Source organism: Gammaproteobacteria bacterium (genome assembly GCA_016716465.1).
In the GTDB taxonomy this organism is placed as follows: Bacteria; Pseudomonadota; Gammaproteobacteria; order SZUA-140; family SZUA-140; genus JADJWH01.
The window spans coordinates 17,465-34,140 of record JADJWH010000007.1 but is presented as its reverse complement, the minus strand read 5'-3'; the positions used below and the strand labels follow the sequence as shown (position 1 = coordinate 34,140).

General features: G+C 66.8%; 14 protein-coding genes and 1 pseudogene. 3 read left to right on the top strand and 12 right to left on the bottom strand.

Annotation, left to right across the window (positions count from 1 at the left end; all coding sequences use genetic code 11):
- Window positions 1-130: 130 nt before the first annotated feature.
- The 3 genes and pseudogenes from IPM20_13510 (at window position 131) to msrA (ending at window position 3,246) form a co-directional block, all read left to right on the top strand.
- Window positions 131-1,878, top strand: a pseudogene (locus IPM20_13510) (cytochrome c biogenesis protein DipZ).
- A 17-nt stretch (window positions 1,879-1,895) separates the two neighbouring features.
- A complete protein-coding gene (gene msrB, locus IPM20_13505) occupies window positions 1,896-2,507 on the top strand; it encodes a peptide-methionine (R)-S-oxide reductase MsrB (protein MBK9132632.1) in 612 nt (203 codons plus the stop codon).
- A gap of 49 nt (window positions 2,508-2,556) precedes the next feature.
- Entirely contained in the window at window positions 2,557-3,246 is a 690-nt protein-coding gene (msrA, locus tag IPM20_13500) for a peptide-methionine (S)-S-oxide reductase MsrA (GenBank protein ID MBK9132631.1), read from the top strand.
- Between the two features lie 21 nt (window positions 3,247-3,267).
- Here the strand turns inward: msrA and IPM20_13495 are convergent, their stop codons facing one another.
- The 12 genes from IPM20_13495 to IPM20_13440 all read right to left on the bottom strand — a co-directional run bounded on the left by IPM20_13495 (window position 3,268) and on the right by IPM20_13440 (window position 16,667).
- Entirely contained in the window at window positions 3,268-3,918 is a 651-nt protein-coding gene (locus IPM20_13495) for a thiol:disulfide interchange protein DsbA/DsbL (GenBank protein MBK9132630.1), read from the bottom strand.
- 129 nt (window positions 3,919-4,047) lie between these two features.
- Window positions 4,048-4,743, bottom strand: a complete 696-nt coding sequence (locus tag IPM20_13490) for a tetratricopeptide repeat protein (GenBank protein MBK9132629.1) — start codon at window positions 4,741-4,743, stop codon at window positions 4,048-4,050.
- A complete protein-coding gene (gene ccsA, locus IPM20_13485; protein ID MBK9132628.1) occupies window positions 4,740-5,591 on the bottom strand; it encodes a cytochrome c biogenesis protein CcsA in 852 nt (283 codons plus the stop codon). Before ccsA ends, IPM20_13490 begins: the two co-directional genes overlap by 4 nt.
- Window positions 5,588-6,616 (bottom strand): hypothetical protein, encoded by a 1,029-nt coding sequence (locus IPM20_13480; protein ID MBK9132627.1) that lies wholly within the window; start codon window positions 6,614-6,616, stop codon window positions 5,588-5,590. Before IPM20_13480 ends, ccsA begins: the two co-directional genes overlap by 4 nt.
- On the bottom strand, window positions 6,613-9,375 hold the full coding sequence (locus IPM20_13475) for a hypothetical protein (protein ID MBK9132626.1): 2,763 nt from the start codon (window positions 9,373-9,375) through the stop codon (window positions 6,613-6,615). Before IPM20_13475 ends, IPM20_13480 begins: the two co-directional genes overlap by 4 nt.
- Window positions 9,372-10,436, bottom strand: a complete 1,065-nt coding sequence (locus IPM20_13470; GenBank protein MBK9132625.1) for a 6-bladed beta-propeller — start codon at window positions 10,434-10,436, stop codon at window positions 9,372-9,374. Before IPM20_13470 ends, IPM20_13475 begins: the two co-directional genes overlap by 4 nt.
- Window positions 10,436-11,479: a hypothetical protein gene (locus IPM20_13465; protein MBK9132624.1), complete on the bottom strand. Its 1,044-nt coding sequence runs from the start codon at window positions 11,477-11,479 to the stop codon at window positions 10,436-10,438. Before IPM20_13465 ends, IPM20_13470 begins: the two co-directional genes overlap by 1 nt.
- A complete protein-coding gene (locus IPM20_13460; GenBank protein ID MBK9132623.1) occupies window positions 11,440-12,057 on the bottom strand; it encodes a cytochrome c3 family protein in 618 nt (205 codons plus the stop codon). The genes IPM20_13465 and IPM20_13460 overlap by 40 nt, the downstream gene beginning before the upstream one ends.
- Before the next feature lie 24 nt (window positions 12,058-12,081).
- Complete coding sequence (locus tag IPM20_13455) at window positions 12,082-13,668, bottom strand: hypothetical protein (protein MBK9132622.1); 1,587 nt, start codon at window positions 13,666-13,668, stop codon at window positions 12,082-12,084.
- Window positions 13,669-13,700: 32 nt separating this feature from the next.
- Complete coding sequence (locus tag IPM20_13450; GenBank protein ID MBK9132621.1) at window positions 13,701-14,360, bottom strand: cytochrome c, class I; 660 nt, start codon at window positions 14,358-14,360, stop codon at window positions 13,701-13,703.
- Between the two features lie 18 nt (window positions 14,361-14,378).
- Window positions 14,379-14,849 carry a hypothetical protein gene (locus IPM20_13445; GenBank protein ID MBK9132620.1) on the bottom strand — a complete coding sequence of 157 codons (471 nt, stop codon included), beginning with the start codon at window positions 14,847-14,849 and terminating at the stop codon, window positions 14,379-14,381.
- Window positions 14,850-14,915: 66 nt separating this feature from the next.
- Window positions 14,916-16,667 carry a hypothetical protein gene (locus IPM20_13440; protein ID MBK9132619.1) on the bottom strand — a complete coding sequence of 584 codons (1,752 nt, stop codon included), beginning with the start codon at window positions 16,665-16,667 and terminating at the stop codon, window positions 14,916-14,918.
- Window positions 16,668-16,676: the final 9 nt, after the last annotated feature.

Genomic DNA, 16,676 nt, shown 5'->3' with positions numbered 1-16,676 from the left:
CGGCCCGCGCGCACGCTTCCCGCAGGCGGAACCCGGGACTCCGGATCGCGCTCGAAGTGTAAGGAATGCCGCACCGCGACGACCAATCAATAGTCCCTCGAATGGCGCGGCGTTACAGGAGCACACCCGAATGACCTTTCTGATCCTTTCCTATCTCGGCGGAGTCATCACCATCGCGAGCCCCTGTATCCTGCCGGTGCTGCCTTTCGTGTTTTCGCGCGCGGGTGGATCCTTCCGCCGCAGCGGGCTGCCCCTGCTGGCGGGCATGGGCCTGACCTTCGCCGGGGTCGCCACCCTCGCGACGGTCGGCGGCCATTGGGCCGTGCAGGCGAACCAGTACGGACGCATCATCGCGCTCGTGGTGCTGGCCGTGCTGGGCGTAAGCCTGTTGTGGAGCGGTTTCGCGGAGCGCCTGACGCGCCCGCTGGTCCGTCTGGGCAACCGCCTGTCGGAGACTGCGGGCGCCGGATCCGGCGCGGCGAGTTCCTTTGGGCTCGGCATCGCGACCGGCCTGCTGTGGGCGCCCTGCGCCGGCCCGATCCTCGGCCTGGTGCTGACCGGCGCCGCCCTGCAGGGCGCCAGCGTGCAGACCAGTCTGCTGCTGCTCGCCTACGCCGCCGGCGCCGCCACCTCGCTCGCGCTCGCCCTGCTCGCGGGCGGACGCGTGTTCCAGGCCATGAAACGCGGACTCGGCGCCGAGACGTGGGTGCGGCGCGCTCTCGGCGTCGCCGTCCTCGCCGGGGTGGCCGCGATCGCGGTGGGTGCAGACCGCGGCGTTCTCACCGAGGTGTCGCTCGGCAGCACCACGCGACTGGAGCAGTGGCTGCTCGACCGGTTCCATTCTCCCGCGGGCAGGGCGCCGCACCGGTGGCCGCAACGGCCGGCGCCGTGCCCGCCGCCCTGTCTGAAAATGAACTCAACCCCCTGCTCAATTTCACCGGCGCGACGACCTGGCTCAATTCCGCCCCGCTGGACTCGGCTGCGCTCCGCGGCAAGGTCGTGCTGGTCGATTTCTGGACCTACTCGTGCATCAACTGCCTGCGCACGCTGCCCTATGTGCGCGCCTGGGCGGACAAGTATCGGGACCGCGGCTTCATCGTGGTCGGCGTGCACACGCCGGAATTCGCCTTCGAAAAAGACCTTGGCAACGTAAAGAAGGCGGTGCGCGACCTCGGCATTACCTACCCGGTCGCGCTGGACAACGATTACGCCATCTGGCGCTCGTTCAGCAACCGCTACTGGCCGGCGCATTATTTCTTCGACGCGTCCGGCCACCTCCGCCATCAGCACTTCGGCGAAGGCGAATACATGGAATCCGAGGCCGTGATCCAGACCCTGCTCGCGGAACGCGACGGCCAGGCGACACCGGCACCGTTCGTACAGCCCGAGGGCACGGGCGCCGAGGCCGCCGCGGGCCAGCGCGCCGGGCGCTCGCCCGAGACCTATATCGGGTTCGCGCGCGCGAAGCAGTTCGCCTCGGCGGACGGCATCGCCAGGGACGAACCGAAGACCTACGCCATCCCCTCCGGGCTGGAGCGCAACGACTGGGGCCTCGCCGGCGAATGGAAGGTGGGCGCCCAGGCCGCGCGGCTGATCGCGCCGCCCGGCCGCATCGTCTACCGTTTCCATGCGCGCGACCTGCATCTGGTGCTGGGTCCGACCGATCCGCAGCAGCCGGTGCGCTTCCGCGTGACGCTGGACGGACAGCCGCCCGGCGCCGATCACGGGGTCGACGTCGGCGCGGACGGCGATGGCGTCGTCCGTGAGCATCGCCTGTACCAGCTCGTCCGCCAGGCGGAAAGCCGCATCGGCGACCGCACCTTCGAGATCGAGTTTCTCGATCCGGGCGTACGCGCCTACGCCTTCACCTTCGGCTGAACCGCAGGAGGATCATCATGCCGCACGCACCCATTGAATCGGACCCGACCTCCCCCCGACTGACACGCCGCCGCGTTCTTGTCGCGGCCGCCGGCGCCCTCGTCGCGTTCGCCGCCTACCGCGGGCGCGGCCTGCTCGCCGCGGATGCGCCCGCGCCGGACGTAGTCCCCGGTGACCACTGGGTATGGATTGTCCCGGTCTCCGCCGCCGGCCAGCCGCTGGAAGCACAACGCGTCGAAAAGATCGTGAAGTCCGATCAGGAATGGCGCGCGCAGTTGTCGTCGCTGGCCTACCAGGTAACGCGCCACGAGGGCACCGAACGCGCCTACAGCGGCGCCTACTGGAACCTGCACGATGACGGGTTGTACCGCTGCATCTGCTGCGATACCGCGCTGTTCTCCACGGCGACCAAGTTCGATTCGCGCACCGGCTGGCCGAGCTTCTGGGAACCGCTGGCCGCGCAGAACATCGTCGAAACGGCGGACCGCAGCTTCGGCATGATCCGCACCGCGGTGTCGTGCCGGCGCTGCGATGCCCACCTGGGCCATGTATTCGACGACGGCCCGCGACCGACCGGGCTGCGTTACTGCATCAATTCGGTCGCGTTGAAGTTTGTACCTGTGGCCTGAGGGGACGGACTTGAAGTCCGTCCCCGAAAGATAGAAAGGAGCCATCGCCATGACACATTCCGCTCAGAACAGGTTGTTTCCCTTGTTGACCGCGCTTCCGCTGGTCGCCCTGCTCGCCTGCGCGCAGGCCGCGACACCGCTGCCGGCACCGCTCGTCGACTCCCCCGCGACGGCCCCCGGGCACGAGACCGCCGTCCTCGCCGGCGGCTGTTTCTGGGGCATGCAGTCGGTGTACCGGCATGTCAGGGGCGTCATCGACGTCAGCGCGGGCTATGCGGGCGGCTCGGCGGAGACCGCCCGCTACCGCATGGTCAGCTCGGGGCGGACGGGGCACGCGGAATCGGTCGAGATCACCTTCGACCCGGCACAGGTGAGCTACGGCACGCTGCTGCAGATCTACTTCTCGGTCGCCCACGATCCCACGCAGCTCAACCGGCAGGGCCCGGACCGTGGCACGCAGTACCGCTCCGCCATCTTCTACACCAGCGAGGCGCAGAGACGCGTGGCCCAGGCCTACATCGCCCAACTGGAACAGGCCGACGCCTTTCCGGACCCGATCGTCACGCAGGTGGTGCCGCTGCAGGCCTATTACATCGCGGAACCGCATCACCAGGATTACGCCGAGCGCCATCCCGACGAACCGTACATCGTGATCAACGACGCGCCCAAGGTCCGCAATCTGAGCCGGCAGTTCCCGGAGCTGTACCTCGCCGACGTCAAGACCGGGGACGGACGTTAAGTCCGTCCCCAGTCCCCGGCTTTATTTATCGCCCTTCAGTTGCCGCTGAACGAGGAAGTCGAGTTCCTCGATCATCGCCTCCGGACTCGCCACCATGGTGGGATCGATGCGGTACCTGCCGCCGATGACCAGTGTCGGCGCGCCCTGCACATCGTAGCGCCGGTTCATCACCTGCGCCTCGCGCACCTTGGCCATCGTGCCGCTGTTGCGGAACACGCTGAGGAAGCGGGCGCGCTCGATGCCGAGGTCGCCGAAGAACTCGACCAGCTTTTCGTCAGTATCGAGCGGGCGGGCATAGCGGTGGATGGCGGCGAACAGCGCCGGGGTGGCCTGGTCCAGCACGCCTAGGGTGTTGGCGGCGTAGAACACGCGCGCGAAATAGATCATGTTGTCCCCGGTCACCGCGGGCACGCGGCTGTATGCCACGCGATCACGGTTCTCCGCCAGCCAGCGCTCGAGCAGAGGCTGCATCACGTAACAGGTCTGGCAGTCGTACCACAGGAACTCGATCACCTCGACCTTGCCGGCCGGCGCCGCCGTCGGCTGCGGCGTGGTGATTTCCTTGTAGTTGGTCCCGGCACGGATGCCATGGCTGTCATCGTCGGCATGACCCGCGGCGCATGCCGCCAGCAGGAACAGGATCCCGACGCCCCATCGTCCGATCACACCCATGACTTTCCCTCTCCTCCGCCGACTCGCCCAAGGCCCACGGCACGCCGACGGGCCGCTTCCGTCACTCCTCACCACCGAATCAGTCTCGCGATACGAACATGACGCCGGGCGCGCCTGCCGGCGGGAGATTTACTCGAGGTCCCGGACCGGGATGCCCTGACGCGCGGGCGCGGCCGGGGCGTCGACATCGGGACGATTGCGCGCGTCCCATTCCTCCCCGCGCCGGCGCATCCACTCGGCCTCCGCCTCGGGCAAGGGCCCGCGCGCGATCTGTGCGTCCCATTCCCACAAGGCCGCACGCGCGCGCCGCACATAGGGATCGTCCGCCGGGGCGAGATGAATATAGGTGCGCATCGCGCCGAGCGCGCCCGGAATGTCGCCGAGATTCTCCAGCGCGGTTGCAAGGCCCCAGTAGGCGTTGCCCTGGTAGGGCCGCAGGTCGATCGCGGTCAGAAAGAAGTCGCGAGCCGCCTCGTTACGCTGCAGGCCAAGCAGCGCGTAACCCATGTTGACCTGCGCGTCCACCAAGCGGGGCGAGAGCTTGAGCACCTCGTGGAAGGCGGTCACCGCCTCGTCGTAGCGCCGGGCGTGCAGCATCACGACACCCTGCTGGAAGCGCAGGTCGATCGTGGCGAGGCGCGGATCGCGCAGCGCCGCCTGCCGGGCCCGCGCGCCGAATTCGATCCAGCCGCTCGCGGCGGAGGCCGAGGCGCTGAGACGGGCCAGATCCGGTTGCGTCGCCATCATGACGAGCGCGGAGGCCAGCACGCCGACCAGCACCAGCGACAGCGACGAGACCGCGGATTCGTGGCTGTGGCGGCTCATATCACGCCCTTGTGCGCCGCCTCGCTGTAGAAGGGCGTGCCGAAGTAGGTCAGGAAGGCGAACACGAAGATCACAAGGATCAGCATCGAGGTGACGCGCATCGGGATACGGTACGTCGCCCGTGCATGAATCGAGGCGCCGAGCAGCAGCCAGTTGAGAAAGGCCGAGGTCTCCAGCGCGTCCCAGGCCCAGTAACGCCCCCAGGCGTCCTGCGCCCACACGGCGCCCGCGATCAGCATCAGGCTGTCGAACACCAGCGCCAGCAACATAAAGCGCCACGCCACGGTATCGAGGATGCTATCGGCCGGCATGTGGCGGAACAGCGGCGCGAGCCGGCGCACCCCGCGCAGCAGGATGATGCCGGCGAGACCACTGCCGACCAGGCAGAAGGCGAGGAAGAATTTGCCGAAACCGACGTGGGCCCACAGCCACTTGTTGTGATAGGTCGGCGGATAGGGCGCGCCCGCCGGATCCAGCAGCAGCACCCATACCCCGAGGACCCAGATCGCCGGGAACACCACGACCGCGGTGGGACGCAGCAGCGGCAGACGCCAGTACACAATGGTGTAGACCAGGCCCAGGCTGAACAGCTGGCTGATCAGCAGTTCGAACAGATTCACGAAGGGTCCGTGGCCGATGCGCACCCAGCGCTCGGCCAGCGCAATGGCGAGCAGGAGCACGCCGGCGGTGGACAGACTGAGCACGAAGGGTTCGTGGGTGCGGGTCAGGGCCGCGCCGGCGGGGCCGCTGCGCGCCAGCGCCCGGAAGCTGAGCAGGGTCGCGAGCGCATAGGCGCCGAGGCCGGCATAGAGCCAGGGCAGTTCCGTGATGAAGGTCCCGTCGTTCATGCGGCCTTGCCCCCCATGTCACCCGGCGACTGGCTCTTCGCCGCCTCCTGGGCCGCGGCATAAGCCTGTACCGCGCCGAACTTGCGCCAGAAGTGGGCGGCGAGACCGAATACGGTGACCATGGCCGCGATGAACAGCCAGTGCAGGGTCGGATCGTAGTACAGCTTGTAGCCCATCCAGCTCGACAGCCGCTCGTAACGCAACACGCCGCCGTCGAGGCGCAGCGATTCACCGGGCTTGAGCTCCACCCGGCGCTCGTCGGCGCTGCGCACGACCAGCACGCCGGAGCTGTTCACCGGATCGAGTCTCCAGTCGGCCGCCGGATCCATGCCGGTCTCGAGCTGCAGCCAGAAACGGATTTCCCCGGTCCCCGGCGGCGTCCAGCGATTGGCCTGGCGATGTTCGAACAATGGATAGGGCGGCATGTGCACCGATCCGGTCACCGGCGCGCCCTGATCGGGAATCCAGCTCAGGATCGGGGCGAATCCCTTGTTGAAGGTGGTGTAGAAACGATAGCTCTCGAGCACCAGCGGGGTGTCGTCTCCGACGATGCGCCGCTCCCAGCCGCCCCCGCCGTCGGGGATCAGGACCTGGCTGCGCGTGGGCCCGCGCGCCATGCCGGTGGTGTAGTCCACCGTATAGGGACCCTGCACGAATTGCACGCGCTCCAGCGCCCCGGCGTGCCACGGCCCCTGCCGGATCTCGGTCAGGTCCTCGGCCGCGAAGGCGGTGCCTTCGGTCAGCTCGATGCGGCCCTCCATGCGCGTGAGGCGGCCGACGGCGGCGAGCACGACGATGAGCAGCAGACCGACATGGAACAGCAGCAGGCCGCCGCGGCGGTTGATATGGGGGTTGCTGAGGATGGCGGCGAACAGATTGACGGAGAGCAGTGCGAGCGGGATGACCAGGACCCATACCGGCGTGCCGACCGGGTTGTCGTAGGACAGCGCGGCCCCGACACCGAGCAGTCCCATACCTGCCAGTGTCAGGCGCAGCGAGGCGAGCTGGCGCAGGCGCTTCATCATGGCATGTTCACGCAGGCCTCGCCGCTGTTGTTCATCCAGTTCACCCCGGCGATGGCGTTGCCGGGGGCGCCGGCCGAGCCGCAGTTGACGTCCAGCCATTCGCCGCTGCGCGCGAACTTGCGCACCTTGAGCGCGGCGCCGTTGTAATACGGCCCCTGGTAATAACGCCCGGTGCCCGACTGCGGGAATCCGGAATAGCGCACCTGGGTGCCGGCGGGCAGCGCGGCCTCGAGCCCGACGTCGTTCAGGTTGGCCAGGAAGACCTTGTTCTTCCAGCCGTGCGGAATGGCGACATGACAGTAGGTGCAGCGGAAGTTGCTCACCACCGAGGCGTGGCCGACATGCAGGTTCAGGCCCATGAACTGCAGGCAGCCGCCACCACCGACCTGGCGGCGGAAACCGCTCGGCAACACCTGCGGATCGGGCGATATCGCCGTGCGCGCGTACTGCTTGGGGTCGTGGCAGCGGAAGCACAGGCCGTTGCTCGGATCGGCCTCATTGGCGAAGTTCGTGGTGTTCTCGCCGGTCTGATCGTCCCAGCGTCCCTTGAGCAGGAAGTTCTCGTTGGAACCGTGCGGGCCCCACGGGAAGCCGTTCTCGCCGTTGACCGGCACCACGGTATTGCCCTCGGTGCGCGAGCCGTGACAGTCGGTGCAGTACATGGTCTGGGTGCCGACCGCCGCGTTGAACGGCGCGCGCCAGTCGTTGGCGTCGGCGTTGCGCACCACCGGGGTGCGACCGGTCTCGCGCATCACCGGGTGCCAGGAGCGGTGATTGTCGTTGACGTAATCGCTGCAGTTGCCCTGCGGGTCAAGCCGGCCGTTGATGACGAGCGGGGTCCCGTTGCCGTCCACCGTGCTGGTCGTGCAGGCCGCACCGGCGGCGTATGCGCCGGTCGGCGTCGCGGGCGTGCCCTCGCCCATGTGATCCACCGGCGACTGGTATTCCATCGCCTGGTTGGTATAGGTGAACAGCGCGTTGGTGCCGGCCGGCGTCAGTCCCGAGGTATAGCCCAGCGGCGGCGGGGTGCTGCCGTAGGCGTAATTGCTGTGGCACTTCAGGCACAACTGGTATTCGCGCGTCAGATACGACGCGCTGACGTCCGTGCTGCCGCCGGTGCCGGGATCGCCGCGCTTGACCTCGAAGGCGGATTCCAGCGGTTCGGAACCGAAGGCGGTCGAGCTCCAGGCCGTCGGCTCCACGCCCCAGATCCCGCGCAGTACACCGGAGGCAAGGTTGCTGTGGGCTGCAACGCCCTCGTGGCTGTGCGTGCCGGCCGCGGCGGGCACCGTGTTGTCGTCGTTGAACAGCCGCGTCTTGGCCACGCGATGCGGGTTGTGACAGTCGGTGCACTCGGCGTGGCGGTTGAAGGGGGTGGTGCCAAAGCCGAGGAGCTCGCGCGATTCGATGAAGTCCTGGCCGAGTCGGTCACCCCCCTGCGTGGCCGGGTTGCCGGTACCTATGCTGTGCAGTTCCTGGCCTGCAAGCTGATCCGCGCTGGAGATCGGCATGTGGCGCAGCATCGTCGTGAAATCGGTCTCGATGTCCGGTACTTCAAAGGCGGTATTGTTGCTCGGGTTGATCTGGCCCTGCAGGGTCTGTGCCGACGGCAGGCCGTTGGCGGGATCACCGTGACAGGCGTAACACACGTATTCGACACCCGGATTGCCGCCCTGCTTGAACTGACCGCCGGTCGCGGGGTCGGTCTGCAGCGCCGAGTCGGTGCCCTCGCGCAGGATGCGGCGGGCGCCCTGCACGGTGTGTGGATCATGGCAGTTGAGGCAGGCGGCCTGCCACACGCGGGTGTCGCGCGGAAACTCGCGCAGGTCGGCGGCCGCATCGAAATAGCGCTCGTCCGCGACGGCGGGATTGGCATGCGCCGAACCGACCCAGCCCGCCTTCTCGTGGCAGGCGAGGCAGATGATGTCGCGGTTGCCGTCGAACTGGCTCTCGACCGGGGTCGCGCTCTGGAAGCGGTTGGCGCGCAGGAACTTGATGTTCTCGCCGGGCACGTCCGAGCGGATGTGCGGATCGTGGCAGCTGATGCACTCGACCTTGGGCCCGGCGCCGAGCGCGTCGCGCTCCAGCGGCAGATAGTTGCCCTGCGGCATCGCCGGCTGGGGCGGTTCCGGCGCGCTGATGCGCGTGCGCTCGTAGACGCGCTGGTGCGGAATGGTGGGATTGTAGAGTTCGCCGTCGCGCGCGGCCTGCGCGCTGTCGTAGGTGAAGGAGATCGGATGGTCGTTGGTCAGGTCGACGCCAATCCGGCGCGTGAAGCCGGTGGTGGATCCCAGGCCTTCCGGTATGGTGCCGGCCGGTGAATTGCTGGTGCCCTGGAAGGCGATCGGCTGGCTCAGGTGATCGGTGCGGTTGAGCACGTTGACGGTGCCGAGCGCGATGGTGCCGTCGTGACAGGACAGGCACAGCTTCGACTTGCCGCCCGGTTGATCGAGGTCGGCGGCGTCCAGCGAGGTGGAGTCGTAGGGGATGTAGGTCGCCTGCGACAACTGGCGGTTCCACAGCGGCGCCTTCGGCGCCTGGTCAGCATCGAGGGCGCCGTGCGGAGTATGGCAGAAGGCGCAGATCTGCGATTCACTGGTGGCGGACGCGGTGCGCGTGACGCCTGCGGGCGTCACGGTGGCCGAGAAATTGTGCTTGGTGTTGCTGACGTCGGAGATCTTGGCCGCCTCGAGCGGCCCCGAGAGCAGGCACAAACCCGCAATGACCGCCGCTGAAAACCTAGGCCACTGACGCCTCATGTCCCACCCAAGAATTGAAATACCATGACGCGGCCGTTGTATGCATCGGCGACATAGACCTGGTTGCGGTCATCGGTCCAGACGCCGGCAGGCAGAAAGAATTCCCCGTTCCCGCTCCCCGTCCCTCCGATGGGCAGAAGCAGCTCTCCTTGCTGGCTGAATACTAGCAGATAATCGTAATACGATTCCACCACATAGATGTTGCCTTCGCTGTCCGCGGCAACCCCTTTCGGACGCGTGAAATCCCCTACATAAAGTCCGCGGCGACCGAACTGTCCCAGGTACTCGCCGGCGGAATCGAAGATCTGGATGCGCGCGTTGAGCGTGTCGGCCACCAGCAGCCGGCCTCCGGAGTAGCTGACGTACGTCGGCGAGTTGAATTCCCCCGGACCCTCGCCGCGGCGCCCGATCGCGCCGATGCGCTCGCCGGCGTCGTTGAAGATCACCACCGTGTCTGCCTGCGCATCGGCCACGAAGACGCGTCCGCCCGCGGCATCGCGCGCCAGTCCCACCGGCCGCGCGAGCTCGCCCTGGCCGAAGGCGCCGAGCGGATGCCCGTTTGCATCGAGGCGGACGATACGTTTGAGTTCTGCGTCCGCCACCAGGATCTCGCCGTCACGCCCCGGGGCGATGCCGACCGGGGTATCGAAGCGGGCGCGCTGGTCGGCCTGTTCCCACACCCGCATGCGGCCCGCCGGCGCGTCGAAGACGTACACCGCGGCGCGGCTCACGTCGGTCACATAGACGCGGCCCTGGGCGTCGGTGAACCCGCTCTGCGGACGCTGCAGTACGCGTGGAACCTCGGGGCCGGTGACCAGCCCGACCAACCAGCCGAGCACGCGCCTGCCGACACCCTGCGCCTCGGTCTTGCGGGTGAAATTGCCCTCGCCGGTAAGCTGACCGACCAGGCGGTAACGCGGCACATCCGGGGCGGGCGGCCACACCTCGTCCTGTGGAGACGCGGTGTTCTCGAAACGCATGACCGCAGGCGTCGAGGCGCAGCCGGCGCACACGGCGAGCAGGGCGATGAGCGGAAATACGCGCAGGAGCCGGCGTCCCATCAGGGGTTCCCGGCCGGCGCCAGTCCCTCCGACGACAGAGACAAGATCTGCACGCGGCCGTTCAGGCTGTCGGCCACATAGAGGAAATCCCCGTCCAGCCACAAATCGGTGATGCGGCGAAAACGGCCGGGGGCGCTGCCGTGACCGCCCAGGGTCTGGATCAGCCGGCCATCCGCGAACACCTTGATGTCGTCGCTGAGGTAATCGCTGACGTAGGCGCGATTGTCGGCGCGCACGGCGATCGCGGTCGGGAACACAACGGTGTCGGGCTGAAACGAGGACAGATAACTGCCGTCGAAGCCCATGACCTGGACGCGTGTGACGCCATAGCGGGTGGCGACGTAATACCCCTGCGGTCCCTGCGCGAGCGCCGTGATGCCGCGAAACTGGCCGGCGCCATTGCCACGGATGCCGATCGCGCCGGTGAGGTTTCCGGCGGGGTTGTACACCAGGACGTCGTCGTTGAACCCGTCGGCGACGAAGATGTAGCCGGTCTGATCGTTGACCGTGACCGTCACCGGCCGGCCGATATTCACCGGATCCTGCAGCGTCTTGATCAGGCCGCCGTCGCGGTCGAAATGCAGCACGCGTCCGCCGTCGGTGTCGGCGAGATAGAACGAAAGATCGGGGGCGACATAGATGTCGGACACCTCGCCGCGCACGACGCCCTTCAGCTCCATCACGACGCGCAGGCGATCGATGGCGGTGTCATAGCTGAACAGGCGTCCGAGACCGGCGTCCGCGATGTAGACCAGGGGTCCGCGCGCCGCCACCGCCACCGGTCGCATGAAGCGCACGCTGTCGGGCCCGGTCAGCATGTTCTCGCTGAGGATGCCGCCATCGATCTCGCGCCAGACGAGGACGCGCCCGGAGGCCGCCCCGACGGCGGGCGTCGGCACCTCCGGCGCGGGCGCCGCGGCGGACTCGGGCGCGGGCTCCGGCGCCGCGCCGCGTCCGGGCAGCAGCGAGCAGGCGGTCAACCCGAACGCAGCGCCGGCGAGGATCAGCGCAGCAAGGTGACTTCTTTCGCTACGGAATGGCATCGGCCGCAGTTCATCGTGGGAGGGAATGCCACCTTGCCGTGGCAGACGCCGCAGTATTCCCCCTGGATGATCGCCGACATCGAAACCGGGTTGGCGCCCTTCTGGGGAATGAAGATCAGCGGATGACAGTTGGCGCAGGTCAACCATTCCGTATGCTGGCGATGCGGGAAACGCACATAGGGCATCGACTGCGTGTTCTTGAAGATGATGTCGAAATCGACCGGGAACATCTCGCCCGTGCCGTCGAGCGACTTGCGCGGTTCGATCAGCCCGGTCTCCAGCGTCTTGACCCAATCGATGATCCCCTGGCTGTCACGCGGGAAATTGGCCATCGCCTCATAGGGCGGCTGCAGGACCTGCGCCGTCGCCACGGACGGGTCATGGATGCCGTCCTCCGCGATCGGCACTACCTCGCCGGTGAGCTGGAAATGATTGCCGCGGATCCAGTACGGCGCATCCTGGCCGGCAGGGAACGCGGCGGACGCGGTGTCCTGCGCCGGCGCGGCCTGCGGGGCGAGCAGGAACGCCGCGCAGAGCGCGAACGGGATCCACAGACGTGTGCATGCGGTCATCTTCATCTGCGCTGCTCCAGAAGGAACCCGCTACCTGACCCCGACCACCCGCAGCGCGCGCTGGATATGATCCGTCGCGCCCTGCAGCATCAGGACCGCCTCCTGGTAGTTCCCCTTGGCCGCCTCGGGCTCGGCCAGTTTCTTGATTTCCTTCGCGCGGTTCACAAACTGGTCCATCATCGCCACGGTCTCCTTGGGCGGCTGCTTCTGCTCGATGGCGAGCGGCACCAGCTCCTCGTAACTGAGATAGCGCGAAAGTTCGTGTTCGTATTCTTCCTTGGGGGACTCGAAGGCGAGTTCATAGGTGATCGATTCCTCGTCAAGCAGGTGCGTCAAGGCCGTGGTGAGCGTGTTCTGGGCCTCGGACAGGATGCTGATCGCCTGCGGGTACTGGCCATCGTCCGCCAGGGTCTGCGCCTGCTCCATCGTCTGCTTGATCTGGTTCAGATCCACGGCGGGGATATCACCCTTGCCCTTCTTCGCGACGATGTGGTCATAGTTGCGCCGGTAGGAGGCCTCGTAATCCCGGGTGCCGCGCACCAATTCCTCGAACCGCGCACGCTGGCCTTCCATCTGGGCCTCGTTCGGTATCGTGCGCGCGGCATCGCTCATCATGCGCAGGGCGTCATCCACCAGCCCGAGCGCCTCGCCGTAGGAGGCACGACCGTAAGCCTGCTTGGCCGCGGTGAACTGCCCGCGCGCGGACTCATACAACGCGATCGCCTCGGCATTGCCGCTGTCCTTGATGCGCTTGGCGGAGTCCGAGGTATTGATGAACATGTCGGCGAACTGGATCTTCTGCTCGACCTGCTGCTTGCCGACCGCGGCCTGTGTCCGCGCCGGCGCGGCCGACCCGCCGGACGCGGCCGCCTGCACGCGCGCCTGCAGTTGCGCAAGCGGGGTATTCTCTTCGCCCGGATTGACGACGTAGATCACGCCGCCCATGTTCTTGTGGTTGCGACAGGCGTAATAGAGCACATCGGGCGTATCCGCGCCCGGGGTCAGGGTCGCCACGCCCTTGTAGATGAACTGCCCTTCCACGCCGTCGGTATAGGCCGCGCTGCCCCAGCCCGCGCCGGACAGCGAGAAATAAAAATCGTGCTGGACCCCGGTGTCCACCTTGAAGGTATAGGTCTTGCCCCGCACCACGACCAGCGGCTTGCCCTGCACGCCGTTGACGAGGAAGCCGTGTTTGCTGCCGACACCGTAAAAGGGGTGCGTCGTATCCTTCTCCCCCGCCGTGACCAGGAAGACAAAGGGCGAGGACGGAATCTCCGGCGCGGGGGCGGACGCCGGGGCGACGTGACCGGCATGCGCGGAGGGCGCCGGCGCGGAAGATACCGGTGCCCGTGCAGGCGCACCGGTCCCTCCCTCCCCACTCTCGGTCGCGGCCGGCGCTCGCGCGGCCACGCCTTCATCCTGTACCGGGGCTGCGCGCTCCGGAATCCCGGCCGGCGCGGCGGCCGCCGGTTGGGTCACGGCCGTTGCCTCGGGCGCGACGTCCTGGCTACCGGTGGCCGCCGGCTGCAGCGGCGCGCCGGCGCAGCCGGACAACATCAAGACCACGGCCGCTGCGCTCCACCCCGCCAGACGGGAACGCACAGTTCCTATACGCATCCGATGTGCCGGCAATCAGACCCTACCTTGCATCACTTCCAGGGATTCTTCAGGGTGGCGTCGCTGAGCGGCGGCGTCCATCCATCCGGCTTCGGCTTGGAATGACACTTCTTGCACGAGGCCGTGGTGATCGGGAACGAGACCTTGCCGTGGCATACGCCGCACTTCTGCCCGAGCAGGATCGCCGACATGCTGATCTGGTTGGCGCCCTTCTGCGGCACGAAGATGGCCGGGTGGCAGTTGGAGCAGAACAGCCATTCAGTGTGCTGGCGGTGCGGGAACACCACGTCCGGCATCGAGGCCTTGACCGGCCGCACGATGTCGAGATCCATCACGAAGGGTTCCTCATTGGAGTTTACGCGGTCCCAGCGCGGCCGCAGCAGGCCGTCATCCAGCGCCTTGACCCAGTCGACGTGGTTGCCGAAGGTCGTCGTGGGCAGGCCCGCATAGGCCTCCTTGGGCGGCTGCAGGGCGTGGGTCGCCTCGTTCTCCGGATCGTGGATGCCGTCTTCCCACGGGGGAGGATTCGGATCGGCCGTCTTCTTCAGATTACGGTTGAAGATATTGGCGTCGGAGACGGCCGGCGCCGCGGCGGCAGCGCCCCCCGCCAGCGCCGGCGCGCTCGCCAGCAGCGCGGTGCCGATCAGGAGAGCCGGCAGCGCCAGTGCGGTGAATCTTGCGGTGATATTCATGGCTTCCCCCCACTCACTCTATTTTTTCTGGTTATTCTCGTCGTACTTCACGCCGGCGGTTTCTTTCGGATCCAGCGGCTTGTACGCAGGTGCGATCAGGCGCTGGAGCGTGCTGCCATGGAAGTGCGTCGGGGTGCCGGGGATGCCGGAGTGGCACATGGCGCAGTTTTCCACCGACCAGGCGATCTCGCCGTTGTGGCAGGCGCCGCAGAACTGGCCGTTGATGATCTTCGCCATGGTGATCTGGTTGCCGCCGGCCTTGAACTGGAACCCGAGATCGGCGTGGCAGACCTTGCAGCGGAAGCGGATGCGGTGGAACCAGTGCGGGAAGACCGCCGGCCGCATGCCGGCCGCGTCGGCGTAGTTGTTGATGACGACGTCGGCGTACTCGGCCTGGGACTCCTGCGGCGCGACCCACAACCCCAGGCTGACCAGCAGCCCGAGGATGAGCGCGTTCACGGTGTGTTTCCGCTCGATCTTTGGTGACATAACCCTCTCCTCACGTGTGTTTCGTACCCAGTCTTGTTGTTGTAGGCCGGTCCGCGCGACGCAACCTCAGAAACGCCGGTTCACCTGAAAATAGATAATATTGAAGTCCTCATCGCCGTTCAGGTCAATCCAGCGCCAGCTGAGGCTCGTATCCAGCAATCCTATTGCGTAGTCCAGGCGGTTTTCCCACTCTGTGCGGTCGACCCCTTCATCGGTGGCCGCCTGAGAGAGCCGCAGATCGGATAGGAACCGCAGACGGGGCAGGCTGAACAGCCCCGTCTGTTGATAGTTCAATTGTCCGGTGGCCGTTACTGTATCATCAACGCCCAGATCGTTGAAGTCCCGGCGCACCGCCTGGACCGTAAGATTCCCGGACAGCGTGCTGCGTTCGGTCAGGGTCTGGCTGCGCAGGAGCTGCATGTTTGCGAACTGCTGGCTGTCCTCCTGATCCCCGAAGGCGCGCGAGTCGGCCAGGGTGAACTGGACCATGGTCGTGCTGAAGGCGTCGTACTTGTCCCAGGACAGGCTGCCGGAATGGTCCAGGCGCTCGGTCGTCGCGTCCGCGTCCCCCGCCAGCTGGTTGGCGCTCACGGCCTGGGTCAGGCTGAGCCGAAACGTGCCGCGCCCTTCCGTCAGCCACAGCCGCTGGGCGTCATGGCCGAGGCGGACCTGCGCGGACTGCACGGTCTCCGCGCCGGTGTCCTGATTCTGCAACGAACCCGAGGTATTCCACTGATAGGTGTAGTGGGAGAATATCTCGTGGATATCCGACTGGAACAACGCCCCCGCGCGCTGTTTGGAGGCCGTCACCGAATCCTCGCCGTTGTCATTCGTCCCGACCTCGACATTGGCGTCGAGGCGGAGATTCTTGGTCATCTGGTAATACAGTCCGCCGGTCGCGCTGATGCTGGACAGTTCGGTCGCATTGCCCGTGGTGGACGCATCCAGATCGAATATGCGCACGCCGCCGCTCATGGACAGCGGGCTGTCGACCGGCCGCCAGAACACGAAGCTGGAAATCTGCCCCAGGTCGGTCGAACTGTCGCCCTGGTTGGTGCTGTTGAGCGGCTGTTCCGAGGTGGTGTCGGCATTGTAGTAACTCGCCATCGAATCGACGCGCAGCGCCCGTCCCGGGTGATAGAAGTGGTCGACGTTGAGCACCGTGGTCTCGGTGTGCTGATCGAGCACGTTGCGGTCGGTCTCCTGATAGCTGGTCTTGGCGGTCAGCGTGTGTTGCTGGCGGCGCATGTCCATCTCGAGGCCGAAGAGATCGTCCTGATAGGAGTCGCCGTCGCGCGCCGACCATTTGTTGCGGTCGTAGCGGGCCTGGAATCGGTCGCCCTGCTCGGTGAAATAACTCTGTTTCAGCGCGAGGCGCCGCGTCTGGAACTCCTGGCTGCCCAGTGTCGTGAGCGGGCTGGGCGGGGAGATCGTATCGACGCGGCTGTCGCTGGCGCTGTAGCTGAGGGAAAACGGGGTACGGCTCTGCGCCAGGACATTGAGATCGAGATCGCCGCTCACGATGGACGTATCGGTCGAGGCGCCGCTCCCTTCGTAATCGCTGCTGTCCTGGGTGAAGCGCAGGCTGGCGTCGGCGGTGGCGAACCACGGCTGCCAGATATAGCTGCGCGCGTTCACGACGCCGCGCAACTGATTGCTGGTGGTATCGAGATTGGAACTGCCGCTCAGGCTGCGCAGGGCATAACCCACGCTGCCGGAGACATCGACCAGTTCCACGGCGGCCAGGGACGGCAAGGCCCACAGCGCCGCCGCCACACCCGTCACCATGCGTTTCAATTCAGGCGTCGCCACCAGCATGCATCGAGT